Below are 12,899 nucleotides of genomic sequence, written 5' to 3' on the forward strand. Positions count from 1 at the left end.
TGAACAGGCTGATCAGTTCCTTTACGCCAAGATGGAAGATGTGCCGCAGCTTTTGCATGGCTCAAGCCTCCTGCTTCTTCAGAAGAAGAACCGAAAGGCTGAAAAATGTCACGGCAATGATGCCCAGCGCGGCAACGCTGCGCCATAGCGCCGCCCAGCCCAGCGCCTTGGTGAACGTGCCGACACTCACTGCCTGGAAATAGGTACTCGGGAAGATGAAGGACGCAATCGAGGCCCCTCCCGTCAGCGAGGAAACGGGCACGAAAATGCCAGAGAACTGCACCGCCGGAAGGATCGCGATAATGGCTGCGGCAAAGATGGCGGCGGTTTGGGTGCTGGCGAAGACCGATATCAGCAAACCGAATCCGGTAGACGCCAGAACGAACAGCACTCCGCCAACCAACAGGGTCGACACGCTGCCCTTTATCGGCACTCCAAATATGATTACTGCAATAAGCACCAGGGTCAGGAACTGAACTAGGGCAATAAATGCATAGGGAAGCTGCTTGCCCAGAAGAAACTCGCCGCGCGTCGCCGGTGCGGCGTAGAAATTGGCGATCGAACCCAGCTCCTTCTCGCGCACGACCGACAGGGCCGTGAGCATGCTGGGGATGAGCATGAGCAACAGCATGATATTGCCCGGCACCATCGCGTAGACGCTCTCGAACGACTGGTTGTAGAGCGCGCGCACGTCGATATTCATGGGTTTTTGGGCAGGCGGGATGCCGAACTGCCGCCGCAATTGCCCTTCGACGCGGCGATGGGCGGCCTCGATATAGCCTCTCGACGTTTCGGCGCGGAAGGCGTTGGCGCCGTCAAGGTATGCAAGCACGCGCGGCTGCCCCCCACGCTCCAATGCCTGCTCGAAACCGGGCGGGATTTCGATGACGAAGCGCAGTTCGCCATTGCGGAGCCGCCGATCGACTTCATCGTAGTTCCGAATGGGACGCCGCTCGTCGAAATAGGACGATCCGCGGAAGGCATCGGAATAGATGCGGCTGGTCGGCGTCTGGTCGTTGTCGAGCACCGCAAAGGTAAGGTTTTCGACATCCAGCGTGATGCCGAAGCCGAAAACGATCATCAGCAATATGGGCCCGAGGATCGAGAAAGTGAGCCGCACGCTGTCATGCCCGATCTCGATCGCCTCGCGCCGTGCGAAGGCCCAGACGCGCGCAAACGTGAAGCGCCCTGCCCGCTTGCTGGCGTGGCTTTCCGGCAGTTCTCCGGGCTGCATGAGCGCAGGCTCAGCCTGCAACGCGTCTTCCTCGACCTTCAGTTCGGCACTGACCGTGCTTGCCTTCGCTTCCTCGGCCTTGAGGTCCGCCGCCGCATCTTCGAGATAGCCGATGAAGGCTTCTTCCAGCGTCGAAGCGTTACGCTCCCTGACCAGTTCAGCGGGAGGGCCCTGCGCCAGGACCGTACCTCGGTGCATCATCGACATCCGGTCGCAACGCTCCGCCTCGTTCATGAAGTGCGTGGAGAGGAAGATCGTTACGCCGTTTTCCCGGGAGAGGCGGATCAGCAGCTCCCAGAACCCGTCGCGGGCGACCGGATCGACGCCGCTGGTGGGCTCGTCGAGGATCAGGACTTCCGGCTCGTGCAGGACCGCCACGCCCAGCGACAGGCGCTGCCTGATGCCGAGCGGAAGGGCTTCCGCCAGCGTGTCAGCCTCTTCCTGCAGCCCGAAGTCGCGGATGATCTCTTCCACGCGCGCCCTGCCCTTTTCGTCCGGCATGTCGAACAACCGGGCATGAAGCAGCAGGTTCTGGCGAATGGTAAGTTCGGTATAGAGCGAGAAGGCCTGGCTCATGAAGCCGACCCGGCGGCGGGAGTCGAGATCGCCACCCTTCACTTCCTTGCCGAACAGCTTGGCCACGCCCTCCGAGGGCGGCAGCAGGCCGGTCAGCATCTTCATCGTGGTGGTCTTTCCGCAGCCGTTCGACCCCAGGAATCCGAATATCTCACCCTGCTCGATGCTGAAGTTCACATGATCGACAGCTGTGAAATCGCCGAACTTCTGGGTCAGTCCCGTGGCTTCGATCGCCGGCACATCGGAGCGCTTCACCAGCGGCGTTATGACAGGCTCCTTGTGGCCGCGAGTGGCTTCCTCGGGCAGCAGCCTGATGAACGCCTTTTCGAGATTGTCGCAGCCCGTACGCTCGAAGATCTCCGTCGGCGTACCGGTAGCCAGGACATTGCCGGCATTCATCGCCACCAGCCAGTCGAAGCCCTGCGCTTCGTCCATGTAGGCAGTGGCGACGATGACGCTCATCTGCGGCCGGCGCAGGCGGATACGATCGATCAGCTCCCAGAATTGCCGCCGGGCGAGTGGGTCGACGCCGGTGGTGGGCTCATCGAGGATCAGCAGATCGGGGTCATGGATCAGCGAGCAGCACAGGCCGAGCTTTTGCTTCATGCCGCCCGAAAGCTTGCCTGCCGGGCGGTGGCGAAAAGGCTCGAGGTCCGTTGATTGCAGCAGGTCATCGATGCGCATGGCGCGCTCATTGGCCGACTGCCCGAACAGGCGGCCGAAGAAGTCCACGTTCTCGAAAATCGACAGTGTCGGGTACAGGTTCTTGCCGAGACCTTGCGGCAAATATGCGATGCCCGAGGCCACGCTGTTGCGAAACGCCGGATCGTCGATATTGCCGCCCAGGACAGTTGCCGTCCCTTCCTGCAGCTTGCGCACGCCCGCCGCGATTGCAAGCAGGGTGGATTTCCCGACGCCGTCCGGCCCGATCATGCCGATCATGCGGCCCGACGGGATGTCGAGGCTCACCCGGTCAAGCGATACGGTCTTGCCGTATCGATGCGTGACATCCCGGATACTCACGCAAGGTGCGTCAGAGACGACGAGGCTCATTTGCCAGCCCCGCTCCCAGCCGCTCCTGTCGAGCCGGCGCCAGTCCCTGCCGGACGAGGAGTTCCTGCCGGGCGGGGCGTTCCTGTCTTGGCCCAGTTGGGCGCGCCTCTCGGGGTCAGGGATTCAGGCCAGGCCGCGTTCGGATCGGTGCGGACGTAGCCCATGCCCGGAATGCCCGATTTCACCAGCGGTTCGAACTCGCGCAGCCGCTCCTTGTCTATCTGCAGCTTGACGCGGAACGTGAGGTTGAAGCGCTCTTCGGCCGTTTCGACAGTCTTGGGCGTGAACTGCGCCTCGGGCGAAACGAACGATACGGTCGCGCGGATCGGGTTGTTCGGCGCCGCGTCGAGCACGATGCGCGCCTCGCTGCCCATGGCCACCTTGCCGGCAACTTCTGTCGGCAGGAAGATGTACATAAACACATCGGAAAGATCGAGGACCGACAATACGCGCCCACCCGAGGCAAGCACTTCACCCGGCTGCGCAATGCGGCGTTCGACACGTCCGCGGATCGGAGCAGTGAGCACCGCGTCACGGATTTCGGCCTGAAGGCGATCTACCTGCGCGCGCCCGGCAAGAATTTCCGCATCGGCTGCCGCGACTTGTGACTGGGCCTGCGTGACCTGCGCCTTCGCGCCGACGACTTCAGCGCCGGTTGCGGACTGACGGGCCAGATCGACTTCCGCTTCCTGTTCGGAGACAGCGCCCTGCTTGACCAGCCCTTGCGAGCGGGTGTGGGTGCTGCGGGCGTACTGATAGTCGGCCTGGTGCACCGCAACCTGCGCGGCGGCATAGCCCTTGTTGGCGATCGCGACCTGCTTCTGGGCCTCGGCCTGAGCGATCTTGGCCTGCGCCTCCCGGACCGCGGCCTCCAATTCCTCGGTGTCCATGCGGGCGATTATCTGGCCGGCCTCGACCGTATCGCCCTCGTCGACCAGAACTTCCTTAATTCGCCCTGCGCGCTTTGCGGAAATATAATAGTCGGTCGCTTCCAGCCTGCCGTTTCCGGACGCAAATCCTGCCGGCATTCCAGGCTTTCTCAGGAAGAACCACGCCGCCGCGACGATGACCAAAGCCAGAATAGCAATGATTCCGATCTTCTTTCTCGACATGGACACATACCCCACAACAAGAATACGCCAGAAAAGCCTGTACTCTTCTGACATAGCTCTGGAATTGTAAGCTATTTTACGTTTTGTACCGGGACTTCAAATAGGTGAAATTTTGTATTTTTATCGGTGATTGTATTTAGACATCCCAAAGGCCGAAACCGCGAAAAATATTCGCTGCGGCATCAACTTGAGCAAGCGACGGAGTGGCCGTGTCGGCCAGCGAATAGGGGATGGAGAGGCGGTCCCACTTGTATCGGCCCATTTGGTGGAACGGCAGAACTTCCACGCGTTCGACTACGCCTAGAGAGGCCGCGAATTCGGCGACGCCCTGTATTTCTTGCACCATGTCGGTCAGGCCGGGGACGAGAACGTAGCGCAGCCACATCGGTCGCTTGTGCGCGGCCAGCCGCCGGGCGAATTCAAGGACCGGTGCGTTGTCCTCCAGCCCGGTGACGCGCTTGTGCTGGGCCGGAGACATGGCCTTCATGTCGAGGATGACGAGGTCGATGAGATTCAACTCTTCGTCCGTAAGCTTTTCGCCATTGAAACCGTTGGTCTCCACGGCGGTGTGGATCCCCATGTCCTTTGCCGCCGCGAACAGCTTCACCGCGAAGCGCGGTTGCAGCAGCGGCTCCCCGCCCGAAAGCGTGAAGCCTCCTTTCATCACTTTAAGGCCACGCGCATATTTGCGCAGAAAAGCAGTGGCCTGACCGATGGTGACAGGGATGCCGTTGCGCAGCGTCCAGGTATCCGGGTTGTGGCAATAGGCGCAGCGGAACATGCAGGCTGTGGTCCATGCGACCACCCGCAAACCGGGACCGTCCACTGCGGAGCCCGTGGTAAAGCTGTGCAGGAAGCCGAGATCTCCGGACGCCAGCGCCTCGCGCATCTCGTCTTCGGGCACGCGTTCTCCTTGTGCCAGACGCATGTCGTAGGGACTGTTCGCGGTAAGGACTGTCTCGGCGAGATCGCGCGGCACCATGTCATTCGCCGTGGAACGTACGGTTGATGACGTCCGTCTGCTGCTCCCTCGTCAGTCGCACGAAATTGACCGCGTAACCGGACACCCGAATGGTAAGACTCGGATATTTCTCGGGATGATCCATCGCATCGATCAGCGTTTCGCGATTGAGCACGTTCACATTCATGTGATAGCCGGTTGCCCCGAAGTAGGCGTCGAGGATCGCGGTCAGGTTGGTGATGCGATCGTCGAGCGTCGCCCCGAGGCCGGTCGGCACCAGAGTGGTGGTCAGGGAAATGCCGTCTGCCGCGTCGCGATAGGGGATTTTCGCGACCGATGCGGCCGAGGCGTGGATGCCATGACTATCGCGCCCATGCATGGGATTGGCGCCCGGAGCAAAAGGCTCACCCTGCCGCCGGCCATCAGGCGTGTGCCCGGTGGCCTTGCCGTAGACCACGTTGGACGTGATGGTCAGGACTGACTGGGTGTGCAGCGCATTCCGATATGTCGGATAGCGGCGCAGTTTCCTCATGAACGTGGAAACCAGCCAGGCCGCCATGTGGTCTACCCGGTTGTCGTTGTTGCCGAATTTCGGGAAATCGCCCGTCGTCTCGTAATCAACGATCAGTCCGGTGTCGTCACGGATCGGCTTTACGGCGCCATAGCGGATGGCGGACAGGCTGTCGGCCACCACCGACATTCCGGCGATGCCGAAGGCCATGGTCCGCAACGGATCATAGTCGTGCAGCGCCATCTCGATCCGCTCGTAGGCGTACTTGTCATGCATGTAGTGGATGACGTTCATGGCGCTGACGTAAGTTCCGGCCAGCCAGTCCATCATCGTTTCGAGACGTTCGACCACGGTGTCGAAATCGAGCGTGTCGTCCGTAAGCGGCGGCAATGCGGGGCCGATCTGCTTGCCCGAGACTTCGTCCCGTCCCCCGTTGATGGCATAGAGCAGGCACTTCGCAAGGTTGGCGCGGGCGCCGAAGAACTGCATCTGCTTGCCGACCGCCATTGGGGAAACGCAGCAGGCGATCGCGCCGTCGTCGCCCCAGGCCCCGCGCATGGTCGCGTCGTTCTCGAACTGGATGGAGGAGGTGTCGATCGAAACCTTGGCGGTGAAGCGCCGGAACGGTTCGGGAAGCGCGGGCGAATACCAGATGGTCAGGTTGGGCTCCGGCGCCGGGCCGAGATTGTAGAGCGTCTGCAGAAAACGGAAGCTCGTTTTCGTCACCAGCGGCCGGCCGTCATCCGTCATCCCGCCAATGCTCTCGGTCACCCAGGTCGGATCGCCTGCGAAGAGTTCGTCATATTCCGGCGTGCGCAGGAAACGGACGATGCGAAGCTTGATGACGAAATCGTCGATGATCTCCTGCGCCTGCTCTTCGGTGAGGAGTCCCGCAGCGAGATCGCGCTCGAAATAGATGTCGAGGAACGTGGATGTCCGGCCCAGCGACATGGCGGCGCCGTTCTGTTCCTTCACGCCGGCAAGGTAGCCGAAATAGAGCCACTGCACCGCTTCCCGCGCGGAGGCCGCCGGACGGGAGATGTCGAATCCGTACTTGGCCGCCATCTCCTTCAGTTCACCCAAGGCGCGGATCTGTTCGGCAAGTTCCTCGCGGTCGCGGATCACGTCATCGAGCGACGGTTTGCGGTCGAGTTCGGCCTTTTCGGTCTGCTTGACCTGGACAAGCCGATCAACGCCATAAAGCGCTACCCGGCGGTAGTCGCCAATGATGCGGCCACGGCCATAGGCATCGGGCAAGCCGGTCAGGATGTGCGAGGAACGGCACTTCCGGACGTCTTCCGTATAGGCGTCGAAGACGGCATCATTGTGCGTCTTGCGGTACTTCGTGAAAGTTTCGACCACATCGGGCTTCGGCTCGTAGCCGAAGGCCTCCAATGCGGCGACGACCAGCCGGAACCCGCCGTTGGGCATGATCGCCCGCTTCAGCGGTGCATCGGTCTGCAAGCCGACGATGATCTCCCGGTCCCTGTCGATGTAGCCGGGTTCATGCGCCGTGATGGAACTGGGAATGTGGGAGACGTCCAGCACGCCCTTCTTCCGCTCCTCGACGAACAGGGCGGAAAGCTTATCCCAGATTGCCGTGGTCCGGGGTGTCGGGCCGGCGAGAAAGTCTTCCCCGTCGTAATACGGCGTCACATGCTTGAGGATGAACGCGCGGACGTTGATCTCGCGCTGCCACAAACCGGCCTCGAACCCCGCCCAGGGATTGTCGGGCCCCGGCACCGTTGCTCCGTGCTGCGTCGATTTCTGTTGCGTTGCCAAGACTTGTCTCCCGTCGCCGAGGCTGTCAATCCGCCCGCACGGCAGCCCGATCGGGCCGCCTCCCCTTGCCCGTCTCCTTGAGAACGAAGGCAAGCAGGATCGCGATGCCAACTCCGTAGATCAGCGGTTCAAAGGCTATCTGATAGTGGCCGAGCTCCCGCTCGCCGCCCCCGCTCGCCCGCGTGAGCAGCGCGCCGAAAACCGGGCCAAGCAGGGCCGAAAAGGAAAAATTGATGAAATTGACGACGCCGGTAGCCGTACCGCTGTGTTGCGGCAGGTTGGCTTCCTTGATGACCGTGTAAGGGATCATAGCGGCACCGGATGCGATGCCGGCGATCAGTCCCAGCGTCATTGGCGGCACGGCCCCGTGCGGTGCATGGAGGATGACGATCAGCGTGACGAGCAGCACTGCCGCGCAGGCAATGATCACGGGCCGCCGCTTGCCCAGTTGGTCCGACAGCCAGCCCATCAGTGGGCAGCCGATGATCCAGCCCAACGGCACCGAGGCCGAGCGCATGACTGCTTCGGCATAAGGGATATCATGCCCTTCCTCCAGGAAGCGCACCCCCCAGGTCATGTCGAAGATCGTTGTCGGAATGAACATGAGGCCGGCAATCAGCCCGCAGAGCCATGACTGCGGATTGGAAAAGACCGCGCCCAGCGCCGACAGGGCCTTGCGCACCCAACTGACGCTCGAACCCTCGCCCGGCGCCTTCGCCGCCGTTTCGGGCAGCAAAGCGAACAGAAGGACCGCGATCACCAGCCCGGCGACCGCCATGCCAATCCAGAACGTCTGCCAACGAAGCCCTGCGGCGATCGCCGGCCCTACAGCGAATTGTCCCGCCGATCCGCCCGCCATGCCGAACATCTGCGTAACGCCAATCAGGGTTGCGGCGCGCGCGGCGGGAAAGCGGGTGGTCGCGATAAAGGCCGCGCCGATCAGCGCAAAGACACCGCCCGCGCCTTGGAGAAACCGGCCCACACTTGCGATCGCCGGATCGCCGCTCGCGAACATGAGCGAGCCGATAGCGACGCAGGCCGCCCCGAACGGCACCACCTTCCGAGGGCCGAACTGGTCCATCGCCACGCCGGCAACGAGGCTGAACGGCGAATAGCCGTAGTACAGCAGGCCAAGCATGGCGGCGAGACCGCCTGCCGACAGTCCGAAGGCCTCGGTCAACTGGGGGACCATCACGGCCGGCGCGGAGCGAAGGATGTACTGGTAGAAGTAGAAAACGGATGCGACGAGCCAGGCGCTTATGGCCAGGCCCGTTGCTCCCGTGCCCGTTGCGGTCTGGGCGGCCTTCTGCGCCATCGCCCGCTCAGCACAATACCAGCGAAACGGCGAGGCCGCCTTCGGAGGTTTCCTTGTACTTGCTGTTCATCTCCTTCGCGGTGAGCGCCATCGCCGCGACTGTCGTATCGAAGTCGACACGGCGGTTCGCCGGAATTTCGTTCTTGGTGATCATGTAGGCCGTCCATGCCTTGACCGCGCCGAAGGCACAGCGTTCGATACAGGGGATCTGGACGAAACCCGCTACAGGGTCGCAGGTCATGCCCAGGTGATGTTCGAGTGCGGATTCCGCCGCATTGGCAACGACTTGTGGAGGCTCTCCATAAGCTTCCGCAATCAGCGCGGCGCTCATGGCGGAGGCGACTCCGATCTCTGCCTGGCAACCGCCCTCGGCACCCGACAGAGTGGCATTGTGCTTGCCGAGATAGCCCACCAGCGCGCCGGCCAGCAGACCCCGCCGCAGCGCATCGTCGGTCAGCTTCGTGCCCTCGGGCCCGAGCGAAACCACCACTGCGGGCATGACTCCTGCCGATCCCCCCGTCGGGGCAGTGATCACAAGATGCCCGCGAGCGTTCTCTTCCGAGCCCGCCAGTGCGAAAGCCGAGACCAGCGCGATGGCCCTCTGGGTGGACGTCAATTCTGCCTGATTGGCCCGCGTATAGACATCGTGCGCCTTGGTCTTGAGCTTTATCGGCCCCGGCAGCACCGACATCGGCGCGGCAATGCCGGTCTTTACCGTCGCCCGCATGGCGCCAAGGATCTTGTCGAGATAGGCATTGATCTCGGTCTCAGACTTGCCGGAGACCGCGATCTCGTTCGCCATGGCGAGTTGGCCGATGGAAATATTGGCCGTCCGGGTGTGCTCCAGCACTTCAGCCATCGTCGAATAGGGATACTTGGGCGCGCCCTTTTTAGGCGGAGTATAGCCCTTCCATTCAATGAACCCGCCGCCGACCGAGTAATACTCCTGCTCGAGCAGGACCTTGTCGTTCGCTAGCAGCTTGCAGGTCATGGTGTTGGGATGTGGCCAGTCCCCCTTAACTTCATCGAAAGTGACGTCCGCCAGCGAAGCCTTGATCGTCTTCGGCCCGAGCTTCACGTCAAACGACTGGTTCGGATTGGCGGCAAGATCGTCGAGGAAAGCCGGGTCGATGGTTGCCGGCTCCTTGCCGACAAGCCCGGCCAGCGACGCACGCTCGGTACCGTGGCCTTTCCCCGTGGCACTGAGGCTGCCGTAAAGGTGGACCTTCAGCGCCGTCGCCTGGTTCAACTGGTCCGGCGGCAGCTTGATGGCACGCTGGTAAAAGTCATAGGTGATCCGCATCGGCCCAATGGTGTGGGATGAAGACGGCCCGGGGCCGACCTTGTACATCTCGTCCACCGTCGTCATCACCGGCCCCTTGGAGCGCCTTACCACTTCAAGGTTCGGGCTCATTCCCGACATCGGGGAGGCTGCGACGGCCTGCGCGAACGAAGCGACCGGGTTACCGGTCAGGGCGGCAATAGCGGTGGCCAGGGCGGAGCGCACGATGAACGCACGACGGTCGCACCCTTCGGGTACATCGATCCGGGTCACGGCGAAATCTTCGCGCCTAATGACCTTACGGATGCTGCCAGAGTCACCCAGTTCCAAGCGAGCGTCGGCCATAACTCCCTCCTCCGTGTGAGCCACCGGAATCAAAAGCAAACTCGACAATCGGGCGCGAAAGGCACGTCGGAAGGCCAATCACGCATTGCCAGCTTCGCAGAATTCGACATTTTATAGATATTACAGCGTCATGGTCGCCACCAACTTCCCACCAAAGGAAGAAACTCGCGATCAACTATGAAATATAATCCTTAAGATAGTTAAGTTACTAACCCATACTGTCATTGCAATCCGGTCAAACCATGATTCCAATGACGGACAATTGCCGAGTTGAGTGAGTCTTTTAGTGACCATACTATACATCGATTTTAAGAAAAATTACACGATTCATAATGAGTCCATTCAAGAGCAAGTTGGAATTGTGAACCGACTTACGTTTCTCAATCACGACACGCTTTTGCCGCTCTACGGAACTGCGACAAAGACCAGCGCCCTGAAGAACGACAAGAAAGACAAGGACAATCTGCATGAGCGGCGAAACGCATGCCCGCTACAAGCGGCTTCTTGAGATTGCCCGCAGCGCCCCACCGCTGCCGACTGCTGTTGTTCATCCTTGCGACGAAGTTTCGTTGAGTTCGACTGTCGAAGCCGCACAGCTTGGCCTCATTCAACCAATACTCGTTGCCCCGCCCGACAAGTTGATGTCCGTTGCCAAAGAGCATGGCATCGATATCGCCGGCTACCCGGTAGTCGCCTCCGAGCACAGTCATGACTCCGCCTGCAAGGCGGTAGAGCTTGTGCGAGAAGGCAGGGCAGAGGCCCTGATGAAAGGCAGCCTCCACACCGACGAGGTGATGTCCGCAGTGGTTGCGCGCGACACCGGCATTCGCACCGAACGCCGTATCAGCCACTGCTTCGTCATGGACGTCCCCGGCCATGACGACGCCCTGATCATCACCGACGCCGCCGTGAACATTGCCCCGAACCTCGAGGCAAAGGTCCACATCGTCCAGAATGCCATCGACCTTTGTCACGCGCTTCGTGCGGAAGCCAGAGTGGCCATCCTTTCGGCGATGGAAACCATCAATCCCAACGTGCCCAGCACGATCGAGGCGGCCGCATTGTGCAAGATGGCGGATCGCGGCCAGATCACCGGAGGAACCCTCGATGGCCCACTGGCGCTCGACAACGCGATCGACCCGGAAGCAGCGCGAATCAAAAAAATCTCCTCGCCCGTGGCCGGGAGGGCGAACGTCCTGATCGTGCCCGATCTCGAAGCGGGGAACATGCTGGCCAAGAGCCTTACGTTCCTTGCCGGTGCGGATGCCGCCGGCATTGTGCTGGGAGCAAGAGTGCCCGTCATTCTGACGAGCCGGGCGGATAGCACCCTCGCCCGCCGGGCGAGTTGTGCGGTGGCATCGCTTGTCGCCCAACATGCCCGCGAAGCACAGGCGAAAGCTATCAGCGCGTTATGAGCCGCGAGGTCGGGCCGGCGCCGGATCGGAACGCCTGCCGTGCCGTTCATGCGCCCGGGATGGGCCGAATATCGTCACTTGAAAGAGAGGATCGGGCATGACTTCCGTTGTTGCCGTTCTCAACGCGGGCTCGTCCAGTATCAAATTCGCCGTCTACGATATCGCAAAAGGCCTCTCCTCGCTGCTTCGAGGTCAGGTGGAAGCCATCGGAGTCGCCCCGAAACTGATAGTGAAGGGGCCGGACGGCGCCGTCGCGGGGACCCAGGATTTCGATCCGCAAGGCTTCGACCATGGGATCGGCACACGCGCCATCGTGTCCGAAGTGCGCGAGCGGCTGGCCGGCCACACCCTGGCAGCCGTCGGCCATCGCGTAGTCCATGGCGGAACGCACTACGCCGCTCCGGTACGGATCGATTCCGAGGTCATCACGCAGTTGGAGGCGCTGATCCCGCTCGCCCCATTGCACCAGCCCCACAACCTTGCGCCCGTCCGCACCTTGCGGGACGAAGTGCCCGAAATTCCGCAAGTAGCCTGCTTCGATACCGCCTTCCACGCCACGCAACCGGCGCAGGCACGACGCTACGCCATACCACGCGCACTCACCGCCGAGGGCGTGCTGCGATATGGCTTCCACGGGCTGTCCTACGAATTCATCGCCCGACGCATTGCCGATGTTGCGCCGCATCTCACGAAAGCGCGGGTCGTGGTCGCGCATCTAGGCAACGGGGCCAGCCTTTGCGCGATCCGCGACGGCAAGAGCATTGCCAGCACCATGGGCTTCACTGCGGTCGAAGGCCTCATGATGGGCACCCGCTGCGGCAGCATCGATCCTGGCGTCCTGATCTGGCTCATGGATGAAAAGGGCATGGATGCCCGAGCGATCGAGCGCCTCATTTACAAGGAATCCGGGCTCCTCGGCGTCTCTGGCATATCCTCGGACATGCGCACCTTGCGGGAATCAGATGCGCCCGAAGCGGGCGAAGCCACTGGCCTTTTCGTCTATCGCATCGTTCGCGAGATTGGTTCGATGGCGGCTGCCCTGGGCGGGCTGGACGCCCTAGTCTTCACCGCCGGCATCGGCGAGCATGACAGTTGCACCCGGTCCGAGGTTCTGGCCCAATGCGGATGGCTTGGTCTCTCCGCGGATCCGCACGCCAACCAGCGCGGCGAGGACAAAATCAGTCCTGAAGGAGCGGCGGTCGAAGCCTGGGTGATCGCAACCGATGAAGAACGGATGATCGCGGAGCACACGCTGGATGTGTTGGGAATGAACACCTGATCCACCGACGCCGGGGTCGCGCTCCTCCTGTCGC

8 protein-coding genes are annotated in these 12,899 nt (G+C 61.8%); 2 read left to right on the forward strand and 6 right to left on the reverse strand.

Features of this window, described 5'->3' with window-relative positions; genetic code table 11:
* Positions 1-61: 61 nt before the first annotated feature.
* From rbbA to AC1VVK_RS02710, 6 genes are all read right to left on the reverse strand, one after another.
* Positions 62-2,833 (reverse strand): ribosome-associated ATPase/putative transporter RbbA, encoded by a 2,772-nt coding sequence (gene rbbA, locus AC1VVK_RS02685; RefSeq protein ID WP_482904271.1) that lies wholly within the window; start codon positions 2,831-2,833, stop codon positions 62-64.
* Positions 2,834-2,859: 26 nt separating this feature from the next.
* On the reverse strand, positions 2,860-3,891 hold the full coding sequence (locus tag AC1VVK_RS02690) for an HlyD family secretion protein (protein WP_482904272.1): 1,032 nt from the start codon (positions 3,889-3,891) through the stop codon (positions 2,860-2,862).
* Between the two features lie 220 nt (positions 3,892-4,111).
* Complete coding sequence (pflA, locus tag AC1VVK_RS02695; RefSeq protein ID WP_482904273.1) at positions 4,112-4,864, reverse strand: pyruvate formate-lyase-activating protein; 753 nt, start codon at positions 4,862-4,864, stop codon at positions 4,112-4,114.
* A gap of 94 nt (positions 4,865-4,958) precedes the next feature.
* Positions 4,959-7,229, reverse strand: coding sequence for a formate C-acetyltransferase (pflB, locus tag AC1VVK_RS02700; protein ID WP_482904274.1), 2,271 nt, complete (start codon positions 7,227-7,229; stop codon positions 4,959-4,961).
* 25 nt (positions 7,230-7,254) lie between these two features.
* The gene (locus AC1VVK_RS02705) at positions 7,255-8,544 is read right to left on the reverse strand and encodes an MFS transporter (protein WP_482904275.1); all 1,290 of its coding nucleotides are present in this window, start codon (positions 8,542-8,544) and stop codon (positions 7,255-7,257) included.
* 7 nt (positions 8,545-8,551) lie between these two features.
* On the reverse strand, positions 8,552-10,099 hold the full coding sequence (locus AC1VVK_RS02710) for an L-serine ammonia-lyase (RefSeq protein ID WP_482904276.1): 1,548 nt from the start codon (positions 10,097-10,099) through the stop codon (positions 8,552-8,554).
* 539 nt (positions 10,100-10,638) lie between these two features.
* Here AC1VVK_RS02710 and AC1VVK_RS02715 point away from each other — a divergent pair.
* Positions 10,639-11,586, forward strand: coding sequence for a phosphate acetyltransferase (locus tag AC1VVK_RS02715; RefSeq protein ID WP_482904277.1), 948 nt, complete (start codon positions 10,639-10,641; stop codon positions 11,584-11,586).
* Positions 11,587-11,683: 97 nt separating this feature from the next.
* Positions 11,684-12,865: an acetate/propionate family kinase gene (locus AC1VVK_RS02720; RefSeq protein ID WP_482904278.1), complete on the forward strand. Its 1,182-nt coding sequence runs from the start codon at positions 11,684-11,686 to the stop codon at positions 12,863-12,865.
* Positions 12,866-12,899: the final 34 nt, after the last annotated feature.

The sequence above is a fragment of the Novosphingobium sp. BL-S-32 genome, from assembly GCF_056857055.1.